Raw genomic sequence first — 21,606 nt, forward strand, 5'->3', positions numbered from 1 at the left:
TACATTTGCGGCTTTATTTTTAAAACTTTTTTACACACGTATGAATCCTATTTTAAGCCAAAACCTATTTTTAGTAAAAGAACATATTGGAATGTTCAAAGCCGCAAACAATTACGATATATATCATCCAGAAAACAATCAAATCATCATGAACTGCCGAGAAAACAATCTTGGTTTTTTCACTAAAGTTCTTCGATTTACAGATTATAAAAGAGCAACTCCATTTAATGTTGAAATTACAACTGCATCTGGCGAAAAGTTAATTACGGTAAGAAGAGGTGTTGCCATCTTTAGATCGACTGTTGAAGTATTGGACGAAAAAGATCGTTTGGTTGGAACTTTCAAACAAAAATTCTTTTCGATTGGAGGAAAATTTGACATTTTGGACAAAAACGAAAAACCAGTCGCAACGCTTCAAGGAAAATGGACCGGTTGGGATTTTAAATTCTCTCATGAAAACAAACAATTGGCTCAAGTAAGTAAAAAATGGGCAGGATTAGGAAAAGAGTTTTTTACAAGTGCCGATAATTATGTTCTTCAGATTGAAGATGCAATTGCTGCTGATAGTCCGTTGAGACAGTTAATTTTAGGAGCAGTAATGTGTATTGATATGGTACTGAAAGAATAGCAAAAAGTTGTTAAACTTAGATTAAGAATACCTTTTAAAGCATCATTTTAGTTTTCAAAACCTTATTTTTGTAAGACTTAAAATGATGCTTTCTGCATTTCTAAAAACACAATCATGACCGACTTAAAAAATAAAAACGCCTTTATTACAGGCGCAGGAAAAGGAATAGGAAAAGCTGTGGCAATTGCTTTGGCAAAGGAAGGTGTAAACCTGATTTTGGTTTCAAGAACTCAAAACGATATTGATGAGCTGGCTGCAGAAACTGCTAAACTTGGCGTAAAAACTTTGGCTTTGTCTGCAGATGTTTCTGATATTAATTCTATAAATGCTGCTGCTGAAAAAGCAATCGCAGAATTTAAAAGTATCGACATTTTGATTAATAGCGCTGGAATTGCTTCTTTTGGAAAATTCTTAGAATTGGAACCAGAAGCTTGGGAAAGAATTATTCAGGTAAATTTAATGGGAACATATTACACAACTCGTGCGATAATTCCAAACATGATCGAAAGACAAACTGGCGATATCATTAATATTTCATCTACTGCTGGATTAAACGGAAACGCTCTAACAAGCGCTTACAGTGCTTCAAAATTTGCTGTTTTAGGTTTAACAGATTCTTTGATGCAGGAAATGAGAAAACACAATATTCGTGTTACGGCTTTAACGCCAAGTACAGTTGCCACCGACATGGCAAAAGATCTAAATTTAACTGACGGAAACCCAGAAAAAGTAATGCAGTCTGAAGATATGGCAGATTTAATTATTGCTCAGCTAAAATTAAATAGAAGAGTATTTATTAAAAACAGCAGCATTTGGTCTACTAATCCTTAAAACTAAATTCCAATACTAAAAACATGGAACAATATTTAAGACAATTGGTCGAAATAGAATTTCAGGATAAAAAAGAAATCTTCAGCGGATTTTTAATTGATTACTCTGATGATTGGATTTTGCTTCGTAATAATCCTGTAGATTTTGTTTTGGATGGTTTTGTTATTTTAAGAAATAAAAATATTGAAGCTGTAAATAGAGATCATGATCTGGCCTTTACAGAAAAAGTAATTCGTTTGAAAGGCTTAAAAATCAATTCTGATGATATTATCCCAATCAAAGATTTAGCTTCAATTATTAATTATGTTTCAAAGAAATATGGCATTTTTCAAATCGCCAAAAAATCATCTAAATCTGCTTATTTAGGAAAACTAATAAAATTGAATGACGAAGAGTTGACAATTGATTTTCTAGACACAAAAGGTCAGTTTGGAGGAGAATTAGATTTTAATCCCGAAAAAATTCGAGTTATAGAATTTGATACTGATTATATTAATTCGTTGAAATTGATTATTCAGGAAAATGAATGATTTATAAAAATAGGAAAGCCTCTAATAAGAGGCTTTTTTTGTCATTCCGAGGAACGAGGAATCACACTAGTAATTCCGTATGCTATAATTATCAATCTTTGTCAAGTTTCGAGTGTGATTCCTCGTTCCTCGGAATGACAAATACTTTGTGTTTATTTCTTTTTTAAGCTTCCGCCAATTTATTCAAAAACTCCAAACGTACACTTCCGTCTTCGTCTATTTTAGTTAAATTGATTTCTTGCAAAGTATTTACCAATTCTGGATTCCAAGGTGTTTTTACTTTCACGTAGTTTTCTGTAAATCCGTGAATGTATCCTTCTTTATTTTCGCTTTCAAAAAGAACCGTTCTGTTTGTTCCTAACTGGCTTTCGTAAAATGCACGACGTTTTTTAACCGATAAGCCACGAAGCATTTTACTGCGTTTTGCTCTAACATTTGAAGGAACAACTCCTTCCATATCTATCGCTTCTGTATTATCTCTTTCTGAATACGTAAATACGTGTAAATACGAAATATCTAAATCATTTAAGAAATGATAAGTTTCTAAGAAATGCTCATCTGTTTCTCCAGGAAAACCAACAATAACATCAACACCTATACAAGCGTGAGGCATTACCTCGCGAATTTTGTTTACACGATCAATATAAACTTCGCGCAAATAGCGACGTTTCATTAACTTTAAAATATCATTGCTTCCTGATTGCAATGGAATATGAAAATGCGGTACAAAAGTTCGGCTTTTAGAAACAAATTCGATTGTTTCATTTTTCAACAAGTTTGGTTCAATTGACGAAATTCTCAAACGCTCAATTCCCTCTACTTTGTCTAAAGCTTGAACTAAATCTAGAAAAGTATGTTCATGTTTTTTGTTTCCGAACTCCCCTTTTCCGTAATCTCCAATATTTACACCTGTTAAAACAATTTCGCGGATATTTTGAGCCGAAATTTCTTTGGCATTTTTCAATACATTTTCTAAAGCATCACTTCTAGAAATTCCACGAGCTAACGGAATCGTACAATACGTGCATTTATAATCGCAACCGTCTTGAACTTTTAAAAATGCTCTTGTACGATCTCCAATAGAATAACTTCCTACGTAGAAATCGGCTTCGGCAATTTCACATGAGTGAACTTCACCCATATCGTTTTTACTTAAATCATGGATATAGTCTGTGATTTTGAATTTTTCTGTTGCACCCAAAACCAAATCAACACCATCAACAGCTGCTAATTCTTCTGGCTTTAATTGCGCATAACAGCCAACAGCGGCGACAAAAGCTTTTTCGTTCAGCTTCATTGCTTTCTTAACTACCTGCTTAAACTGCTTATCTGCATTTTCTGTTACAGAGCAAGTATTAATGACATAAATATCTGCTATTTCTTCAAAATCAACGCGGTCAAAACCTTCGTCATTAAAATTTCTGGCAATTGTAGAAGTCTCTGAAAAATTCAGTTTACAACCCAGCGTATAAAAGGCAACTTTTTTTCTATTTTCCATAATCTGTCTTAAATTAATGAAATCGTTGTCAAAAAATTTAAGGCTGCAAATTTACAAACAATATTCATCAAAAGAAAGCAATTAATGGACTTCCAATCAATAATTTGCGCTAACGTTAATTTAGAAACATTAAAAACCTAATCTTTTTATTTTATTTTAGAAAAAGTAAAAGCCTACATTTTTTCAGATTTTGGCTTTCAAATAAGAATAAAACGACAAAACAATCGACAAAAAGCAAATTTTATCGATTAAATACGTTTTTTTCTGTTTTAAATTCAAAATTTCTTACATTTACCATTATGATGAATCAAGTTGCCAATAAATTCATATTCGAGAATTTTAGTAACTTTAATTAATTTAATAATAATTCAGTCATAACAATTTTGAATTTTACTCGTTATGTTGTTGTTTTGTGTTACAAAATGAAATGGGAAAGCCGAAAACCAAAGAGAGTAGGCAACAATTATAATAACAAATACCACTTTATGAAAGCATTTTTACCCACAATCTGCTTGATGTTCTTAACCATTTTTAGTTCGCAAGCGCAAACTAATGCTCCAGCTGCAAATGCAAATCCATTTCCTTCTATTAGCACATTAACATCTTGGGCAAGCTTAAACTCTCAGCAGCAATTTGACGTTGCTATTCGTGCTGTTGGTTTTAAATTTGAAGTAAAAGAACCAGGTGAAGGATCTACAGCTTATACCTACATTCGTAAAGTAACTGTTAACGAAGTAAATTATACAGATAGAATTGTATACAGAATTACAAATAACAATTCTGCAAGTATTATTTCGTTAGTAACTGCTTCTACTGATTTGGTTAGCTTATACACACCACAATTGGCAAGTTTTAAAAACAACAACTGTAAAACAGAAATGTCTAAAGACAAAAATACAACTTGCAGCTGTTACGAAAGTGCAAATTTTGCAATCGATCTTTGCGACGAGCGTGTAAAATTAACTATGGGTGACGGAAATAAATACTTTGTTTCTGTAGCTAAAAAATAATTATAACTCTGATTTGTTTCCAAATCTTTACTGACTTTTAAGTATGTAAAGATTTGGAATGCATTTCTTAGTTTGAGTTTGGATTTTTAAGTTCGTACCAAACTTCTAATTCTTCTTGATATTCGAAAGAATTCACAAAATGAAAACCTAATTTCTCTAAAATTTTTCTTGAGTTTTCGTTTCCTGCATCTGCGTAAGCATAAAGCATTTCTACTTTCATTTCATTAAAAGCATGATCAATAAAAGCTTTTCCTGCTTCGGTTGCATAACCTTTTCCCCAATGCTTTTCGATAAAACGATATCCTAGCTCGTAAAAGTTTTTGTGATTATTGATTTCGTCTGTAATAAATTTAATTCCAGACCAGCCAATAAATTCATTTGTTTCTTTTAAAACAACTGCCCATCGACCTGTTCCAAGATCTTTGTATTGTTTTTGAACAAACTTGATATATTCGATACTTTCTTCAATATGTTTTACGGGTCTATTTCCAACAAATAAATGCACATTCGGATTAGAATCCAATTCGAACATTCCTTCAGCATCAGAAAGTTCAAGTTCCCGTAAAATTAGACGTTCCGTCTCAATTGGATTTTTCATTTTAGTTTAGTTTAAAATATAACGTGTTACTACCTCAGCAACACCATCATCATTATTTGAAGCTACGATTAAATCGGCTTTATCACGCAATTCTGGTGTCACATTATCAACCCAAACTCCTAAACCAGCATATTCTATCATGGTCAAGTCATTTCCTGCGTTTCCAACTGCGATAATTTCACTTTGATGAATTCCTAGCTTTTCAGCTAAAAGTTTCAAGCTCGCCGCTTTATCAATGCCTTGCTGAGCCGCTTCTAAGAAAAATGGTTTAGACATCGAAACACTTAAATGTGGCATTACCTCCTTTAAATCTTTTTCTAAGGTTTTTAAATACGCTGGATCTTGCAACAAAATACATTTAACTGCCGGTCTGTCTACATAATCTTTAAAGCTTGAAACTTTATGATGCGCCATTCCTGTAATTTCTTTTTCGACCTCAATAAATTCTGAATCTGTTTCGCTGATAATCTCATCATCCAAATACGTGATAATATGCGCATTTTTCTTTACACTATAATCGTACAGCGCGTGAATTTGTTCTACAGTTAATTTCTGTTCAAACAAAACCAAATCGTCTTTAACACGGCTAATTATTGCTCCATTAAACGAAATCATATAAGAATCGTTTAAATCCATCTCAAGCTCTTTCGCATAAGCCGTCATTGCAGAAGTCGGTCTTCCAGAAGCCAAAACAACATAAACGCCTTTTGCCTGAGCTTCTAAAATTACTTTTTTATTTAAATCTGAAATTCTGTGATCGTCTGTCAACAAGGTATCATCCATGTCGAGCACTAACATTTTGTATTGCATTTTTTTTTAGTTTGCAGTTTTCAGTCACAGTTTCACGCTGATAACTGAAGACTGTGACTGAATACTTTTTAAAGGCTCATTCTAAATTCTTCTATAACTGGATTTGCTTTTGCAAAATCGGTTTCCTGAATAAAAACCTCAACAGCCAAATCTGTCTGGCCAAAACCTCCTAAACGAGCCGATTGAATATTATCTTTTTTTACTGTTTCTACTCCAGCTTCTTCTAATCTTTCCTGCAAAGCAATTGCTAATACTTCACTTCCAGAAAATACTTTCATTAATCCCATAGCGTTTTATTTTTTTATTCTAATATTCTTTTTAATTGTTTTTGAAAATCTTGATTTTCATTTACCCCAATGTGTTCTTGATTTTTTAGCGGATAAAAGTAGGCATTTGCTTTTAATAACTTCTTAAGTCTAGCTGAATTATCAATTGGAATTAACTGATCTTTAGTTCCGTGAAAAATATAAATTGGTCTTTTTATTTTTGGAAGATAAAGATTTGTTTCTAAACTAAATTTCTTCATAAAGTCAGGAAAAAATGGCGCTCTAGAGCTAGATAATTCTAAAAAATTATAATACGGCGCTTGAAGAATCAAAGCTTTCGGATTATTCTCTAACGCCAATTTTGTGGCGAAACCAGAACCAATTGAATATCCTGCAATAATAATTTTATCTTCAGGATATCTCTCAGCCACTTTCTTATACACGATAGAAATATCTTTACTCAATTGCTCTTCATTCTCAATTTCGCCTTCACTTTTCCCGAAACTTCTGTAATCTAAAATAAAAATATCATAGCCTAATGAGGTATATATTTTTGCAATTTTACCCCAGGTTTCAAGTGTTCCCGCATTTCCATGAAGATAAAAAACAAGTCCTTTTGAGTTTTCACCTTTAAACAATAATCCATTCAACACAGATTCATCAAAAGAAGAAATATTGATTTCTTCAAATTTTTGCTGATAATCAAATTTATAGTCTTTGGGCAATTTTGAACGATAGAAAACTAAATCAACCTGATTAAAATAAAAATAGGATATCATCAAAACATAAATAATCAGAAAAAAGCACAACAGTACAATTCCCAAAAATTTAAACGTTTTTAAAACCTCCATATCTAAAATTAGTTTTGAATCGCAGTTTTCATTTTTAGTCTTTACCAAGATTGAAAACTGAAAATACAAATAATTAATAAAAAATCCCGCTTTTCAGTTACTGAGACTGAAAACCGGGACTAAAAACTTTATTGTAAACTATTCTTCTTCAATATCGTCTTCGTCTTCATCAAGCTCTTCTCCGTCTTCGTCCATATCAAACAAATAAGGCTCAACCATGATTTTATCTGCCAAAATTTCAATACGCTCTGTCAGAGTTTCAGAAAAGATAATTCGCTGCACTTTAGCAATACTATTAGAAATACGTGTAATTTTTGGATCATGACGTAATTTCAAAATTGGATCTGCATCATCTAGAATAAACATTTTTAGACGATTTACGTTATATCCTGCTGTACTAAACATATCGTTTAATTTGGTCGGTGTTCCAATCAAAACATCTATTCCAGTAGAAACGTAATTTTTATCGTAATCCATGTCGCCTTTTTCGTTTACGCCATAAATTTCTAAATTGGTGTATTTTCCATATTTCTCAAAAAGCTCAACCATTTCTAAAACCTTCGCTTTGTCTTCAACAATGATTAAAGCGCGAGGAGATTCTTCCGTTTTACCAGCCAATTGCTGAATGACATTTAAAACAATTGTTGTTGTTTTTCCACTTCCTTTTGGAGAAATAATCACACAATCGGCACCGCTTTTTATAGTCGAAAAAGTTTCCAGCTGCAAAGCATTAGCTTCTGTTAAACCATTTTCAATTAAGGCGTCTTGTAATTTCTCGTTTATTTTTTTTAGTTTCATTTTTTTGAGCTTTAAGCTTTAAGCTATATGCTATAAGCAAAAATTATTTAGTTTCTATAAAAGCTTAAAGCCTAAAGCTTATAGCCTAAAGCGCGAAGCATTTACTTGCTTGCGAACATTTTCACATCTGTTTCAGAGATTTCGTTTCCTCCCAAAATGATTAATCTCTCGACCACATTTCGAAGTTCACGAATATTTCCTGTCCAATCATATTCCTGTAATAAGTTTATAGCTTGCGCCGAAAATGTTTTTACCGCGTTTCCTTGTTCTGAAGCAATTTTTTCTGCAAAATGCGAAATCAAAGCAGGAATATCGTCACGTCTTTCATTCAATGGCGGCACTTTTATCAAAATTACAGCTAGACGATGGTATAAATCTTCACGGAAACGACCTTCGGCAATTTCTGTTTTTAAATCTTTATTGGTTGCAGCAACGACACGAACATCGACTTTTATATCTTTATCGGCACCAACTCTGGTAATCATATTCTCTTGAAGCGCGCGCAAAACTTTGGCTTGCGCCGAAAGGCTCATATCTCCAATTTCATCCAGAAAAATAGTTCCTTTGTCAGCTGCTTCGAATTTCCCGGCACGATCTTTCACTGCCGATGTAAAAGCTCCTTTTACGTGTCCGAATAATTCGCTTTCGATCAACTCACTTGGAATCGCCGCGCAGTTTACTTCGATTAAAGGAAAACCAGCACGCTCACTTTTTTCGTGTAATTGATGCGCTACTAATTCTTTTCCCGTTCCGTTTGGTCCAGTAATCAAAACTCTGGCTTCCGTTGGAGCCACTTTATCAATCATTACTTTGATATGATTGATTGATTCGCTGTCACCAATCATTTCGTAATTTTTACTGACTTTTTTCTTTAGGATTTTATTTTCAACTACTAATTGTTTTTTATCTAAAGCATTACGAACTGTATTTAGCAAACGATTCAAATCTGGCGGTTTCGAAATGTAATCAAAAGCCCCCAAACGCATAGTCTGAATTGCAGTTTCCATGTCGCCATGCCCCGAAATCATCACCATCGGGATTTCTGGTTTTATCTTTTTTACTTCTTCTAAAACCTCAACACCATCCATTTTTGGCATTTTGATATCACACAAAACCAAATCGTAATCGTTGTTTTTTATTTTTTCAAGTCCAGCAACTCCATCTTCGGCTTCATCAACCTGATAGGTATCATTTTCTTCTGATAATATCTTTACCAAAACTCTTCTGATCGCTGCTTCGTCTTCGACAATTAGTATTTTACTCATTTTTTTTAAGGTTCTGAGGTTCTAAGATACTAAGGCTCTGAGGTTATTTATTAAGAAGCTAAAAAAATCTTAGCATCTCACCACCTTAGTATCTTAGCACCTTTAAAAAATTAATATTTTAGCCACTTATACAATTCCTTCCAAGTTGGTTTTTTGCCGTACATTAAAATACCTATTCGGTAAATTTTGGCTGCGAACCAGACAACAAGGAAGAATGTAGCAAACAATAATGATACCGAAATTGCAATTTGCCACCACGGCACACCAAACGGAATACGCATTAACATAACTATTGGCGATGTAAGTGGAATCATCGAAAATACAACGGCAACAGTTCCGTGAGGATCATTTACTACAGTAAAAAATCCGATATAAACACTCAAAATCAGAGGCATTAAAATTGGCAATAAAAACTGCTGAGAATCGGTCTGATTGTCTACTGCAGCACCAATTGCCGCATAAAATGAACTGTACAGAAAATATCCTCCAATAAAATAAATTACAAAACCAATTATAATGCTTGCAATTGGCAGATTCCATAATTCTGCAATATACATTTGCGCAGAACCTGAAAATTGATGTTGAGCCGTTTGCATCATTTCTGGCGAAATTCTTGCTGTCGGTCCAACATTTACTCCAAAAAATGCCGAAGCCGCAAACATCAAACCTAAACCAATTATAGCCCAAATTATAAATTGCAGGATTCCAGCTAGTGAAGTTCCGACAATTTTTCCAATCATAAGCTGAAATGGCTTTACAGATGAGATAATAATCTCGATAATTCGATTTGTTTTTTCTTCGATTACGCTTCGCATTACCATGTTTCCATAGATGATAATGAACATCATAATTAAATAGCCAAAGGCACCTCCAATTCCGATTTTAATTTCGTTTAAACCTTTTAAACTTTCCTCTCCAGAAGCTTTAACTAAATGAATATTGACATTTGATTGTGCTTTCTGAATCGCCACAGTATCCAGTTTTTCTTCTTCCAGATTTAGTTTCGTGATTTTACTAGCAATGATATCTTGAGTATTTTCAATAAAAGAAATACTCGGACTATTATTAGAAATAAATTCGATTTTACTTTCTAAATCTTTTCTGTTTTTTGTTTTCGGAATAACAATTAATCCATTGAAATTCTCCTTTGTAATACTGTCTTTTAAAGCATTCACTTCAATTTCAGACAGATTTATATATTTAAATTCGGCTCCTTTTTTATTTTCTCTTAAAAAATCTGAAACAAAAATTCCAGTTTCATCATGAATAGCAATTCTTTTTGTTTCTGCTTTCATAGAACTTAAATAGCCAATAAAAACAGCAATAGCCACAAATAAAAGCGGACTCAAAAATGTCATGACAACAAAAGATTTATTGCGGACTTTAGCAATAAATTCTCTTTTTATAATTAATGAAATAATACTCATTTCTTGATTTTAGATTTTAGATTGTTGACTTTAGATTTTCAAATTTCAGGATTACTTCTGAAATCTAAAATCTGAAATCTAAACTTTATTTTCTGTAACTGTCTGGATAAAAATATCATTTATGCTTGGAATTTTTTCAACGAAATGCGTCACTTGTCCGCGCTGTGTTAAAACATTCAATAACTCGTTTGGACTTGCGTTTCCAATCTGAATATTTAATTTTAAATCATCATTTAAAGATTTAAAACTAGCAGGCGAAACCGTAAATTTTTGAGTAATATCATACATCAAACCTTCAACATTATTAGTCAAAATTCCTACCTCAAAACTATTGGTTCTAAACTGACGTTTTACATCAACCACTTTGCCTTCTATCAGTTTATTTGATTTATGGATTAAGGCAATATTCTCACATAGTTCTTCTACGCTTTCCATTCGGTGCGTCGAAAAAATAATGGTAGACCCTTGTTCTTTTAATGCCAGAATTTCATCTTTAATAATATTAGCATTAACAGGATCAAATCCTGAAAATGGCTCATCTAGAATTAAAAGTTTTGGTTTATGCAGAACACAAACCACAAACTGAATTTTCTGCGCCATTCCTTTAGAAAGTTCCTGAATCTTTTTATTCCACCATCCCTGAATACCCAAACGATCAAACCAATAGTCTAACTGTTTTTTGGCTTCGGCTTTAGAAAGACCTTTCATCTGAGCCAGATAAAGACATTGCTCACCTACTTTCATTGAACTGTACAAACCACGTTCTTCTGGCAGATAACCAATTGTCTGCACATGTTTTGGCTGTAATTTTTCTCCATCCAAAATTACTTCACCACTGTCAGGCATTGTAATTTGGTTTATGATTCTGATAAGGGAAGTTTTTCCTGCTCCATTCGGACCTAAAAGTCCATATATACTGCCTTTAGGCACATTTAATGAAACTTCGTTAAGTGCTACATAGTCGCCATATTTTTTTATGACATTATGTACTTCAAGTAAGTTACTCATGTTATTTTTAAGGATTTACTGCGTCACTTTACCCATTACGGTTCAGCGACTGTAAAAGTAAATAATTACTAGCGAATCTGTGTCATATTACGCAAAAAACCCATTCTATTTTATGCTAGAATGGGTTTTTATTATTTATAACATTTAAAAAAAGTTCAGATTAAGAGAACATGTCTTTTACTTTTTCAAAAAATGATTTTTCAGACTTTTCTGGACTTGGAGTAAAATGCTCGTTATTTAAAGCATTTTCAAAGAATTGTTTTTGTTCTTTGTTTAATGTTTTTGGAGTCCAAACATTTACGTGAACCAATAAATCTCCGCTTCCGTAACCATTTAAACTTGGAATACCTTTTCCTTTTAATCTTAAGATTTTTCCAGATTGGATTCCTTCTTCCAGTTTAATGCGAACTTTTCCGTTGATTGCTTCGATATCTTTAGAAGCTCCTAAAACTGCTTCAGGGAAACTGATATATAAATCGAAGTGAACATTCTCTCCTTCACGCTTCAAAAATTCGTGCTCAACTTCTTCAATCGCAACAATTAAATCTCCCGGAATACTGTTTCCTGGCGCATCGTTACCTTTGTTAGCAACTTTTAACTGCATACCGTCAACAACTCCAGCAGGAATTTTGATTGATACTGTTTCGTCTTCCTGAACCATTCCTTGAGCATCTGCCTCAGAAGGTTTTTTATCTAAAATCTGGCCAGAACCTCCACAAGTAGGACAAGTAGATGCAGATTGCATTCTTCCTAAAATGGTATTGGTTACTCGCATTACCTGACCTTGCCCGTTACAAGTGGTGCAAGTTTTATAAGTAACGCCTTTTGCCTGAACTTTACGTTTTACTTTTACTTTTTTCTCAACTCCATTTGCAATTTCTTCTAAAGTCAGTTTAACTTTAATTCGAAGATTGCTTCCTTTCGCACGGCGAGGACCTCCGCCTCCGCCTCCGAAACCTCCAAATCCGCCACCAAAAATATCACCAAATTGGCTGAAAATGTCATCCATGTTCATACCTCCGTGACCGCCAAATCCGCCAGAACCATCAAATGCTTGATGACCGTATTGATCGTATTTCGCTTTTTTCTGCGGATCACTTAAAACTTCATAAGCTTCTGCCGCTAATTTGAAGTTCTCTTCTGCCTCTTTGTCGCCTGGGTTTTTATCAGGGTGGTATTTAAGCGCACTTTTTCTGTAAGCTTTTTTAATTTCAGCAGCATCAGCATTTTTTGAAATGCCTAGTATTTCGTAAAAATCTTTTTTCATAATTTAGGTTAAATTCTAAATCTAAAACTCCAATCTCCAATCTTTAAAAATTGAATTTCAGAATCTTAATTGCTTTTAGTTTCCAACTACAACTTTAGGGTAACGAATAATTTTCTCTCCTAATTTGTATCCTTTTTCAATTACATCTACAACTTTCCCTTTTAATTTATCAGATGGTGCTGGAATTTGGGTAATTGCTTCTGCAATATCAGCGTTGAAAGCATCTCCTGCCTGAATTTCAACTTGCTCTAAGCCTTTAGAAACTAAAGTACTTTTCAGTTTTTCATGAATTAGCTCAACGCCTTTTTTCAAGTTTTCATCTTCAGATTTGTTGATCTCTATAGCGGCTCTATCAAAATCATCTAAAACTGGAAGCATAGCCAATAAAACTTCTTGGTTTGCCGTTTTAAATAATTCAAGACGCTCTTTTGAAGTTCTTTTTTTGTAATTTTCAAATTCAGCAAATAATCTCAAAAACTTATCTTTTTCGTGAGCCAAGTCTTTAGCTAATTGCTCCTCAACACTTAATTCTTCAACAATTAACTGCTCTCCGTTGGCATTGTTCTCTAACGTTACATCGTCTAATTCCTGATCGAATTCTGTATTTTCCGTAGTCATATTACTTTTATTTTTAAAAATATTCTTAAACTTCATTTTTTATTTCTTTCTGTTGGATTGCAAAAGTACTGCCAAATCTTATAAAATGTCAAATTGTCACTTTATTAATTTTGAGGCGTTTAAAAAACGTTCGCAAGCTAGAAAAATTTATTATAATTTTAAGACTATTACGTTTTAGTTTATCTTATCTTTGAGACCAATAAATATAAATTATTACCACCAAAAATTGAATTTAAGGGTTGGCTTCGGCCTCTAAATAATTATTAATTCAAGTTTACCTTATATTAAAAAAAAGCTTCGTCTTACAGAGACGAAGCTTTTTTTATGCTTTCTTCATCTTTAATGTATTAATGACAAAAGCTGAAAACGAAAAAATTTACCGCAAAGAACGCTAAGTTTTTTACTCTTAAGTTTTATAAAAAAAAAGTTCGCAAAGCTTTGCATTAATATAGCTTTGTGAACTTTGTGCTTTTTAAAGTATTTTTAGACAAGACTCTTTGCGTTCTTTTCGATAAAAAACTTTTTTTTGCACGGGCGGAGGGATTCGAACCCCCATCAACGGTTTTGGAGACCGCTATTCTACCCTTGAACTACGCCCGTAACTTAAGGTTGGCAAATTAAAAGTTTTTTTTCTTCTCTGGCAACTATTTTGCGAAGAGATTTTAAAAGAAATCCCTTTAAATCTGCGGAAACTTAAACAAAAACCTTAACCCCAAACAGTTAAGCCTGCAAAGCTTTTTTCAATCCTTCGAAGTCTACAGAAACCTGTTCTCCTGTCACTAAATTTTTAAGCGTATATGAATTCGAATTAATTTCCTGATCTCCAACCAATACTGCAAAAGGAATTAAACGTTTATCTGCATATTGAAATTGTTTTCCAACTTTTACATTATCTGGATACAGCTCTACTTTTATGTTTTCTTTTCTTAATTTCTGAATTGCTTTTGAAGCATACAAAGCTTCTTTGTCTCCAAAATTCAAGAATATTGCTTTCGAAGTCGCCGCAACAGTTTCTGGGAATAATTGTAATTCTTCAAGAACTAGATAAATTCTATCCAATCCAAAAGAGATTCCAACACCACTCATATTTTTTAAACCGAAAATACCCGTCAAATCGTCGTATCTTCCGCCACCGCCGATAGAACCCATAGCTACCGTTTTTGGTGCTGCAACTTCAAAAATAGCTCCAGTATAATAATTTAAACCACGAGCTAATGTCACGTCTAAATCTAAGGTTGCGGTTGACAAACCTAAATCAGCCACATTGTCGCAAATAAATTTTAATTCTTCAACTCCTTTCATTCCTTCTTCAGAAGAAGACAATAAGTCCGAAAGCTGCGCAATTTTGTCTGCAAAAGTTCCTGAAAAACTGAAAAGTGGCTGTACTTTTACCAAAGCTTCTTCAGAAATTCCTTTTTCGATCATTTCTTTTTTAACGCCGTCTTCTCCGATTTTGTCTAATTTGTCAAGAGCAACTGTAAAATCAATTAATTTATCTGAAGCACCAATTACCTCAGCAATTCCAGATAAGATTTTCCTGTTATTGATTTTAATTGTAACCCCTTCTAAACCCAAAGAAGTAAAAACAGTATCATATAATTGAACCAATTCAACTTCCTGCCACAGCGATTTTGAACCAACAACATCGGCGTCACATTGAAAGAATTCTCTAAAACGTCCTTTTTGCGGATTATCAGCTCTCCAAACTGGCTGAATTTGGTATCTCTTAAAAGGAAACTCAATTTCACTTTGGTGCTGCACAACATATCTTGCAAACGGAACGGTCAAATCGTAACGCAACGCTTTCTCAGAAATTTTTCCTGTGAATTTATTTAACTCAATTCTTTGCTCTAAAGTTATTTTTTCAGCAGAATTCAGCTGTAATTCTTCGATTGATTCTGGCAACTCAATTTTACTTTTATTGTAGAAAAAATTACCTGAATTTAAAATTTTAAAAATCAGACGATCTCCTTCTTCTCCATATTTCCCCATTAAGGTATCTGAATTTTCAAACGAAGGTGTTTCGATTGGCTGAAAACCAAATTTTTCGAAATTTGCTTTTATAGTCTGAATAATATATTGACGTTTTGACACCTCAGCTGGTGAAAAATCTCTTGTTCCTTTTGGTATACTTGGTTTTGAAGCCATCTTTTTTATTTTAGATTATTGATTTTAGATTTTAGATTTCTTTTGAAACTTAAATTCAAAAACCTTTAAAATTAATTTATTTATATTTTTTTTGATTGCTGGCACTTTAGACTTTCGACTTTATGACTTTCCAACTTTCGACTTAATTTAAGTCTGCAAATATCTTACTTTTTAAAATAAATAATAACACTTCGAAAACAAACTTGTAACAAAAACCGTATTTTCGTGACAAATTGGTCATGATGCTAAAATTATTTAAAGAAAATATCCGAATTGCTTTTGGTTCTATCAAAACACAAATTCTGCGTACTATTCTTACCGTTTTAATTATCGCTATTGGTATTACCGCTTTGGTTGGCATCTTGACCGTAGTTTCTGCTTTAGAAAACACAATTTCGACCAATTTTGCTTCGATGGGAGCTAATACTTTCAACATTAATCAATATGAAAATAAGGTTCGAAATCGTGGCGGAAATGAGCGCGAAGTAATCAATCCAATTATTTCATACCCTGAAGCTGTTGCTTTTAAAAACAAATACAAATATCCTTTTACGGAAACATCACTTTCTTTTACCGCAACCTCAAAAGCTGAAGTAAAATATTTAGACACTAAAACAGATCCAGAAATTACAGTTGTTGGCGTTGACGAACATTTCATCAACAATTCTGGCTTAGAAACCACTTTGGGCCGTTCTTTTAACCAGTTTGACATTGACAACAACACATATTCGTGCGTTGTCGGTTCAGATTTTGAAAAAGGGCTTTTAAAAGATGTAAATCCGATAGATAAAATCATTTCGATTCGCGGAGCAAGATTTAAGGTCATTGGTGTTCTAAAAGAAAAAGGCTCTACTTTTGGAAATAGTCAAGACTTACGTGTTTTGATTCCGATTCAGGTTGCAAGATCTTTGTTTTCTGCACCAGATATCAACTATACGATCAGTGTGATGGTTTCTAAAAAAGAACTTTTAGACGAAGCTGTCGACAATGCCACAAGCACCATGAGAAGAGTTCGCAAACTGAGTCCTGTTCGTGACAATAATTTCGGAATTGGACGCAGTGACGATTTAATAAACCGAATTTTAGGCATTACAAAATATTTAGGCTGGGCTGCTTGGATTATATCTGTTATTACCATTTTAGGATCGTCTATTGCCCTAATGAATATTATGATTGTTTCGGTTACAGAACGCACCCGCGAAATTGGTGTCCGTAAAGCTTTAGGAGCAAAAAGATCAACTGTTGCTTTTCAGTTTTTTATCGAAACTTTATTAATCGGACAAATTGGAGGTTTGGTTGGAATCGTTTTAGGAATCTTACTTGGTTTTGCTATTGCAACAGCCATGAGTTTTGTGTTTGTGATTCCGTGGATGGCGATTTTTGCCGCTTTTGCAACTAGTTTCTGCGTAGCATTGGTTTCTGGACTATACCCTGCCATTAAAGCATCAAAACTAGATCCTATTGAGGCTTTGCGATATGAATAATTTCTATAGTTTTCAGTCTAAGTCTCAGTTTTCAGTTATTACTGAGACCGAAAACTGAGACTGAAAACTTAAACACTGCCTTTCAGCATGCGATCATTATCGTAAATATCTTTTCGCAATTCAATATTTTTATAATTCATATTTTCTAATAAATCAATCATTTCTTTTCCTAGATACTGATTGATTTCGAAATATAATTTTCCTTTCTCAAGAAGTGCCTTTTTTGCCAATGAGGCAATTTTTCTGTAGAAAATCAAAGCGTCATTATCTTCAACAAAAAGAGCCAAATGCGGTTCGTAGTCCAAAACATTTTTCTTGATTTCTACTTTTTCCAAATTTCGAACATAAGGCGGATTAGAAACAATGATATCAAACTGGCATCTTAATTCTTCTTCTTTTAAAATATCCAGCATCACAAAAGTTACCTCAACATTATTCTTTACCGCATTTCTTTTGGCCGTTTCGATTGCTTTTTTAGAAACATCAATAGCAACAACTTCCGCATTTGGAAGGTTTTTTGCCAAAGAAATAGCAATACAGCCACTACCCGTTCCGATATCTAGTATTCGTATTTTTTTTGACTTTTCTGGACTCGCATTTTCGTTAATAATCCATTCGACCAATTCCTCTGTTTCTGGTCTCGGAATTAAAACATTTTCATTTACTTCAAAATCCAAACCATAAAAATTGGTCTTTCCAAGCAAATACTGGATTGGAACTTCTTGCTTCAATTGTTTTAACAATTCATCCCAAATTATAAAATCGTTTCCTTCAAAAGTCAATTCGTGATTTAATGCCAGATCAATCTGGCGAAGTTTGTGTTTCTCTTCGAGAATTAAATAAAAAAAACTCTCCGCTTCGTACGCATCGTAAAAAGGTGATAATTCTTTGATAAATTGAGTGCGGTACTGTTTAATTTTCATTTTTTTTTTGAACATTATGTCACCAGCCAAAACTGATCTTTTAAATAAGTCTCCTTGAACCAAATTTGTTACAACAATTACAATACTTTCAGCATCCAAACCGGACAAGAATTGTGTCCAGTACAACCTAATGGTTCCTCTAAATATTCAAAACCAGACTTTCTGTACAGCTTTTGTGCGGCATGCATAAATGGCATTGTTTCGATGTAACATTTTTCAAAACCAAAAGCTTTTGCTTGCTCTAAGCATTTTTCCATCAATTTGGCTCCAATTCCTAAACCGCGAGTTTTTGGCAAAAAATACATTTTCTGCAATTCACAGATTCTCGGATCTCCATTTTCTAAAGGCGCGATTCCTGCACATCCTACAACTTCACCCTCACTTTCCACCACAAAATACATTGATTTTACTTTGCTATACTCTTCAAACATTAAATCCAAATATGGATCTTCGTAAGCCGTTCCGACTTTTGGTATTTCCATTTCGTCGAAAACTGATCTAATTAAACTTGCAACTGACTGATTGTCTTCTTTTTCAATTGCTCGTATAAGCCAATTTACCATTTTTTTTATTCTAAATCATTATAAACACAAAAGTAAATATACTTTTTCTATAGTTTCTTAACTTAGTCATAAACTCAAAAATAATTACTTTTGCACTGTGAATATACATGAAAAATATATAAAACGCTGTATTGAACTGGCACAAAATGGGCTTGGATCAACTTATCCGAATCCAATGGTCGGAAGCGTAATCGTTTACGAAAACAAAATTATCGGTGAAGGCTGGCATAAAAAGGCCGGAGAGCCACATGCAGAGGTAAATGCAGTGCGATCTGTAAAAGATAAATCGCTGCTGAAAAAAGCTACAATTTATGTAAGCTTGGAGCCTTGCAGTCATTTTGGAAAAACACCTCCATGTTGTGATTTGATTATCGCAAATCAAATTCCGAATGTGGTTGTCGGCACAGTTGATCCAAATGAAAAAGTGGCGGGAAAAGGTATTTTGAAATTAATTGAAGCCGGAGCCAATGTTACTGTTGGAGTTTTAGAAGATGAATGTAACGAACTGAACAAACGCTTTTTTACTTTTCATCAAAAAAAGAGGCCTTACATTATTCTAAAATGGGCAGAAAGTCAAGATGGATTTCTGACTCCTGAAAAAGTCAGCAACCAGGATCGAAAACCTATCTGGATTACCAATCAATATTCTAGACAATTAGTGCACAAATGGCGAACAGAAGAACAAGCTATTTTAGTTGGAACACAAACCGTTGTTGATGACAATCCAAAATTAAATGCTAGAGATTGGGCTGGAAACAATCCAGTTCGAGTAGTTATAGATCAAAACAATAGAATTGATGAAAACAGTTTTATTTTTGATGATTCTGTGAAAACTTTTATTTTTTCTAAAGAATCAAAACCATCAAAAGAAAACACTCAATTTGAAGTAATTGATTTTAGCAAAAATATCATTTCTCAGCTATTGGATGTTTTATATCAAAATCAAATTCAATCTATAATAATTGAAGGCGGAAGACAAACCCTCCAAGCTTTTATTGATGAAAACCTTTGGGATGAAGCTAGAATTTTTGTTGGGAAAACGAATTTTCTAAATGGAACAAAAGCGCCAATTATTACAAGAAAAAATACCACAAAGACCAACATATTAAGCGACGAACTAATACAAATTAGAAATTATGATTGATGCGATAATTTTTGACTTTGGAGACATTTTTATCAATTTAGATAAACCTGCCACAATTTCTGGTTTACAAAAATTAGGAATGAAGGAATGGAACAACGAACTGGATCAATTAAATCTCTCTTTTGAAACAGGATCTATTTCGCCAGAAGATTTTATTGGTGGCTTTCAAAAACAATTACCCAATGCTTCAAAAGAAGAAATCTTAAAAGCATGGAATGCTGTTTTGGCAGATTTTCCTTTTTATCGTTTGGAATTTCTTCAGGAGTTATCAAAAAAATATCGCTTGTTTTTGTTAAGTAATACCGATTCTATACATATTAACACATTTGAAGAAAAGAGCGGTGTTTCTTTCTACCAAGATTTTTACAATTGTTTTGAAAAAGTTTACTTTTCTTTTGATATCGGAATGAGAAAACCAGATCCGAAAATTTATCAGTTTGTCCTTGAACAAAATAATCTCATTGCAGAAAATACTTTGTTTGTAGACGATAAAACAGAAAATACCGACAGCGCTGCAACTTTAGGAATCAAAGTATGGAATCTTCAAGTTGGCAAAGAAGATGTTGTTGACCTATTTACCAAAGGATTATTGTAAAGCATTTATTCTCGTATAAAATATTTGGCCACAGATTAAAAAGATTCTCACAGATTTTCTTTTAAAAACAAAAAAAGAAATCTTTTTAATCCTTTTAATCTGTGGCTAAAAAAAAACTTAAACTCTTACAATTGGAAATTAACGATACTTATCAAACTATTGCAACTGCATCTGAAGAAATACTGTTTAAAGAAAAAGGCAGCAAGTTCTTTGGTTATGCTTTTCCAATAGATCACGAAGACGAAGTAAAACCCATAATAGAAGACCTTAAAAAACAACATCCGCATGCGGTGCATTATTGCTATGCCTACCAATTGGGCGTTGGAAATAAAATTTCGTATCGCGCTAATGATGATGGCGAGCCTAGCAATACTGCGGGAGCACCAATTTATGGCCAGATACAATCTTTTGGAGTTACGAACGTTCTTGTTGTTGTGGTTCGAATTTTTGGAGGAGTAAAATTAGGCGTTGGCGGCTTAATTGCTGCATATCGAACAACGGCACAACAGACTTTGGAAGTTTGCGAAATTGTGGAAAAGACAATCGATGTCGAATTTTTAATTTCTTTTGATTATAAAAACATGAATAAAGTGATGCGTGTTATCAAAGAAAAGAAATTAGAAATTGTATCTCAAGAAATGGAAATGGATGAAATTTCGGGACTGCCAATTGGCAAAATTGTGACAAAAACTCGAAAAAAAAATGCCGAAACAGTGTTCAGCATTTTTGATTTAATGTTCGAAATCAATATTAAATTAGTATAATTTAACATCAAAATCCTATTCGTTTTAACAATTATTCAAGTGATTTAAATATTTCTAAAATGTACTCTGGAGGAGCTGTCGGACGACCCGTTTTTAACGCAACAAATACTAAAATAAACGTCGCTGTTGTTAATAACTCATTTGCCTCATTGTAGATTGCGCAGTCAAATTCGATCTTTACAGAAGAGTGACTTTTAAAAGTCGTGTGAATTGTCAAAAGTTCGTCGTATCTCGCCGATTTTTTGTAATTGATATTCATGTTGACAATTGGAAGGCCAATTCCGCTTTCTTCCATGATTTTATACGAAACTCCTTTATTTCTAAGCCATTCCACGCGTCCAATCTCAAAATAAGGCACATAATTTCCGTGATAAACAACTCCCATTTGGTCAGTTTCTGAGTAACGAACTCGTACTTGAGTCTGATGATTTTTCATTTATAAAATATTAAAAAATTTCGAATTTAAAAAGCCACATTACAACTTTTTTTTATAAAATTAGATACCAAAATATTTTTTTTTACAGAAATTTGTTCACATATTTGTTATCCCGAAATACGGAATAAAATTGCTCCTTTTTTA

General features: G+C 33.2%; 23 protein-coding genes and 1 tRNA gene. 8 read left to right on the forward strand and 16 right to left on the reverse strand.

The genetic code is table 11. The features are described from left to right. The first annotated feature begins 40 nt into the window (after window positions 1-40). From OZP10_RS04155 to OZP10_RS04165, 3 genes are all read left to right on the forward strand, one after another. Entirely contained in the window at window positions 41-628 is a 588-nt protein-coding gene (locus OZP10_RS04155) for an LURP-one-related family protein (protein WP_281633652.1), read from the forward strand. 114 nt (window positions 629-742) lie between these two features. Next, window positions 743-1,459: a 3-ketoacyl-ACP reductase gene (locus tag OZP10_RS04160; protein WP_281633653.1), complete on the forward strand. Its 717-nt coding sequence runs from the start codon at window positions 743-745 to the stop codon at window positions 1,457-1,459. Between the two features lie 23 nt (window positions 1,460-1,482). After that, on the forward strand, window positions 1,483-1,989 hold the full coding sequence (locus tag OZP10_RS04165; RefSeq protein ID WP_281633654.1) for a hypothetical protein: 507 nt from the start codon (window positions 1,483-1,485) through the stop codon (window positions 1,987-1,989). A gap of 163 nt (window positions 1,990-2,152) precedes the next feature. Here OZP10_RS04165 and mtaB read toward each other — a convergent pair whose 3' ends face one another. Further along, a complete protein-coding gene (mtaB, locus tag OZP10_RS04170) occupies window positions 2,153-3,487 on the reverse strand; it encodes a tRNA (N(6)-L-threonylcarbamoyladenosine(37)-C(2))-methylthiotransferase MtaB (RefSeq protein WP_281633655.1) in 1,335 nt (444 codons plus the stop codon). Window positions 3,488-3,972: 485 nt separating this feature from the next. On the opposite strand from mtaB, the gene OZP10_RS04175 reads away from it, so the two are divergent. After that, a complete protein-coding gene (locus tag OZP10_RS04175; protein ID WP_281633656.1) occupies window positions 3,973-4,497 on the forward strand; it encodes a hypothetical protein in 525 nt (174 codons plus the stop codon). A 67-nt stretch (window positions 4,498-4,564) separates the two neighbouring features. On the opposite strand, the gene OZP10_RS04180 is transcribed toward OZP10_RS04175, so the two are convergent. The 12 genes from OZP10_RS04180 to hisS form a co-directional block, all read right to left on the reverse strand. Continuing rightward, entirely contained in the window at window positions 4,565-5,095 is a 531-nt protein-coding gene (locus OZP10_RS04180; protein ID WP_281633657.1) for a GNAT family N-acetyltransferase, read from the reverse strand. A gap of 6 nt (window positions 5,096-5,101) precedes the next feature. Further along, a complete protein-coding gene (locus tag OZP10_RS04185; RefSeq protein ID WP_281633658.1) occupies window positions 5,102-5,905 on the reverse strand; it encodes a Cof-type HAD-IIB family hydrolase in 804 nt (267 codons plus the stop codon). A gap of 68 nt (window positions 5,906-5,973) precedes the next feature. Next, on the reverse strand, window positions 5,974-6,192 hold the full coding sequence (locus tag OZP10_RS04190; RefSeq protein WP_091133675.1) for a putative signal transducing protein: 219 nt from the start codon (window positions 6,190-6,192) through the stop codon (window positions 5,974-5,976). Between the two features lie 14 nt (window positions 6,193-6,206). After that, the gene (locus OZP10_RS04195) at window positions 6,207-6,995 is read right to left on the reverse strand and encodes an alpha/beta hydrolase (RefSeq protein WP_281633659.1); all 789 of its coding nucleotides are present in this window, start codon (window positions 6,993-6,995) and stop codon (window positions 6,207-6,209) included. 165 nt (window positions 6,996-7,160) lie between these two features. Beyond that, on the reverse strand, window positions 7,161-7,820 hold the full coding sequence (locus tag OZP10_RS04200; protein WP_281633660.1) for a DEAD/DEAH box helicase: 660 nt from the start codon (window positions 7,818-7,820) through the stop codon (window positions 7,161-7,163). Window positions 7,821-7,921: 101 nt separating this feature from the next. Then, window positions 7,922-9,085 (reverse strand): sigma-54-dependent transcriptional regulator, encoded by a 1,164-nt coding sequence (locus OZP10_RS04205; protein WP_281633661.1) that lies wholly within the window; start codon window positions 9,083-9,085, stop codon window positions 7,922-7,924. Between the two features lie 110 nt (window positions 9,086-9,195). After that, on the reverse strand, window positions 9,196-10,512 hold the full coding sequence (locus OZP10_RS04210) for an ABC transporter permease (RefSeq protein ID WP_281633662.1): 1,317 nt from the start codon (window positions 10,510-10,512) through the stop codon (window positions 9,196-9,198). Window positions 10,513-10,590: 78 nt separating this feature from the next. Continuing rightward, complete coding sequence (locus OZP10_RS04215; protein ID WP_177212353.1) at window positions 10,591-11,520, reverse strand: ABC transporter ATP-binding protein; 930 nt, start codon at window positions 11,518-11,520, stop codon at window positions 10,591-10,593. A gap of 160 nt (window positions 11,521-11,680) precedes the next feature. Beyond that, on the reverse strand, window positions 11,681-12,787 hold the full coding sequence (gene dnaJ, locus OZP10_RS04220; RefSeq protein ID WP_177212352.1) for a molecular chaperone DnaJ: 1,107 nt from the start codon (window positions 12,785-12,787) through the stop codon (window positions 11,681-11,683). A gap of 75 nt (window positions 12,788-12,862) precedes the next feature. Further along, entirely contained in the window at window positions 12,863-13,441 is a 579-nt protein-coding gene (locus OZP10_RS04225) for a nucleotide exchange factor GrpE (RefSeq protein WP_177212351.1), read from the reverse strand. Window positions 13,442-13,934: 493 nt separating this feature from the next. Continuing rightward, window positions 13,935-14,005: transfer RNA gene (locus OZP10_RS04230), tRNA-Trp, on the reverse strand. 120 nt (window positions 14,006-14,125) lie between these two features. Next, a complete protein-coding gene (gene hisS, locus OZP10_RS04235; protein WP_281633663.1) occupies window positions 14,126-15,553 on the reverse strand; it encodes a histidine--tRNA ligase in 1,428 nt (475 codons plus the stop codon). 239 nt (window positions 15,554-15,792) lie between these two features. Here hisS and OZP10_RS04240 point away from each other — a divergent pair, with 239 nt between their 5' ends. Continuing rightward, a complete protein-coding gene (locus OZP10_RS04240; RefSeq protein ID WP_281633664.1) occupies window positions 15,793-17,037 on the forward strand; it encodes an ABC transporter permease in 1,245 nt (414 codons plus the stop codon). 68 nt (window positions 17,038-17,105) lie between these two features. Here OZP10_RS04240 and prmC read toward each other — a convergent pair whose 3' ends face one another. Both prmC and OZP10_RS04250 read right to left on the reverse strand, forming a co-directional pair. Further along, entirely contained in the window at window positions 17,106-17,960 is an 855-nt protein-coding gene (gene prmC / locus OZP10_RS04245; protein WP_281633665.1) for a peptide chain release factor N(5)-glutamine methyltransferase, read from the reverse strand. Window positions 17,961-18,037: 77 nt separating this feature from the next. After that, window positions 18,038-18,523 carry a GNAT family N-acetyltransferase gene (locus tag OZP10_RS04250; RefSeq protein WP_177212347.1) on the reverse strand — a complete coding sequence of 162 codons (486 nt, stop codon included), beginning with the start codon at window positions 18,521-18,523 and terminating at the stop codon, window positions 18,038-18,040. Between the two features lie 97 nt (window positions 18,524-18,620). Between OZP10_RS04250 and ribD the strand changes: the two genes are divergently transcribed. From ribD to OZP10_RS04265, 3 genes are all read left to right on the forward strand, one after another. After that, window positions 18,621-19,667 carry a bifunctional diaminohydroxyphosphoribosylaminopyrimidine deaminase/5-amino-6-(5-phosphoribosylamino)uracil reductase RibD gene (ribD, locus tag OZP10_RS04255; protein WP_281633666.1) on the forward strand — a complete coding sequence of 349 codons (1,047 nt, stop codon included), beginning with the start codon at window positions 18,621-18,623 and terminating at the stop codon, window positions 19,665-19,667. After that, the gene (locus OZP10_RS04260) at window positions 19,660-20,262 is read left to right on the forward strand and encodes an HAD family hydrolase (RefSeq protein ID WP_281633667.1); all 603 of its coding nucleotides are present in this window, start codon (window positions 19,660-19,662) and stop codon (window positions 20,260-20,262) included. Before ribD ends, OZP10_RS04260 begins: the two co-directional genes overlap by 8 nt. A gap of 131 nt (window positions 20,263-20,393) precedes the next feature. Then, a complete protein-coding gene (locus tag OZP10_RS04265; protein WP_281633668.1) occupies window positions 20,394-21,026 on the forward strand; it encodes an IMPACT family protein in 633 nt (210 codons plus the stop codon). A 31-nt stretch (window positions 21,027-21,057) separates the two neighbouring features. Here OZP10_RS04265 and OZP10_RS04270 read toward each other — a convergent pair whose 3' ends face one another. Further along, window positions 21,058-21,462, reverse strand: coding sequence for an acyl-CoA thioesterase (locus OZP10_RS04270; protein ID WP_281633669.1), 405 nt, complete (start codon window positions 21,460-21,462; stop codon window positions 21,058-21,060). Window positions 21,463-21,606: the final 144 nt, after the last annotated feature.

It is taken from the genome of Flavobacterium luteolum (genome assembly GCF_027111275.1).
GTDB lineage: Bacteria > Bacteroidota > Bacteroidia > Flavobacteriales > Flavobacteriaceae > Flavobacterium > Flavobacterium luteolum.

Coding starts and splice junctions, on each gene's coding strand:
- OZP10_RS04240 (WP_281633664.1), top strand. CDS start 15,793: ATGATGCTAAAATTATTTAAAGAAAATATCCGAATTGCTTTTGGTTCT.
- prmC (WP_281633665.1), bottom strand. CDS start 17,960: ATGAAAATTAAACAGTACCGCACTCAATTTATCAAAGAATTATCACCT.
- OZP10_RS04205 (WP_281633661.1), bottom strand. CDS start 9,085: ATGAGTAAAATACTAATTGTCGAAGACGAAGCAGCGATCAGAAGAGTT.
- OZP10_RS04200 (WP_281633660.1), bottom strand. CDS start 7,820: ATGAAACTAAAAAAAATAAACGAGAAATTACAAGACGCCTTAATTGAA.
- OZP10_RS04180 (WP_281633657.1), bottom strand. CDS start 5,095: ATGAAAAATCCAATTGAGACGGAACGTCTAATTTTACGGGAACTTGAA.
- dnaJ (WP_177212352.1), bottom strand. CDS start 12,787: ATGAAAAAAGATTTTTACGAAATACTAGGCATTTCAAAAAATGCTGAT.
- OZP10_RS04215 (WP_177212353.1), bottom strand. CDS start 11,520: ATGAGTAACTTACTTGAAGTACATAATGTCATAAAAAAATATGGCGAC.
- OZP10_RS04165 (WP_281633654.1), top strand. CDS start 1,483: ATGGAACAATATTTAAGACAATTGGTCGAAATAGAATTTCAGGATAAA.
- hisS (WP_281633663.1), bottom strand. CDS start 15,553: ATGGCTTCAAAACCAAGTATACCAAAAGGAACAAGAGATTTTTCACCA.
- mtaB (WP_281633655.1), bottom strand. CDS start 3,487: ATGGAAAATAGAAAAAAAGTTGCCTTTTATACGCTGGGTTGTAAACTG.
- OZP10_RS04190 (WP_091133675.1), bottom strand. CDS start 6,192: ATGGGATTAATGAAAGTATTTTCTGGAAGTGAAGTATTAGCAATTGCT.
- OZP10_RS04270 (WP_281633669.1), bottom strand. CDS start 21,462: ATGAAAAATCATCAGACTCAAGTACGAGTTCGTTACTCAGAAACTGAC.
- OZP10_RS04175 (WP_281633656.1), top strand. CDS start 3,973: ATGAAAGCATTTTTACCCACAATCTGCTTGATGTTCTTAACCATTTTT.
- OZP10_RS04160 (WP_281633653.1), top strand. CDS start 743: ATGACCGACTTAAAAAATAAAAACGCCTTTATTACAGGCGCAGGAAAA.
- OZP10_RS04225 (WP_177212351.1), bottom strand. CDS start 13,441: ATGAAGTTTAAGAATATTTTTAAAAATAAAAGTAATATGACTACGGAA.
- OZP10_RS04260 (WP_281633667.1), top strand. CDS start 19,660: ATGATTGATGCGATAATTTTTGACTTTGGAGACATTTTTATCAATTTA.
- OZP10_RS04185 (WP_281633658.1), bottom strand. CDS start 5,905: ATGCAATACAAAATGTTAGTGCTCGACATGGATGATACCTTGTTGACA.
- OZP10_RS04250 (WP_177212347.1), bottom strand. CDS start 18,523: ATGGTAAATTGGCTTATACGAGCAATTGAAAAAGAAGACAATCAGTCA.
- OZP10_RS04210 (WP_281633662.1), bottom strand. CDS start 10,512: ATGAGTATTATTTCATTAATTATAAAAAGAGAATTTATTGCTAAAGTC.
- OZP10_RS04155 (WP_281633652.1), top strand. CDS start 41: ATGAATCCTATTTTAAGCCAAAACCTATTTTTAGTAAAAGAACATATT.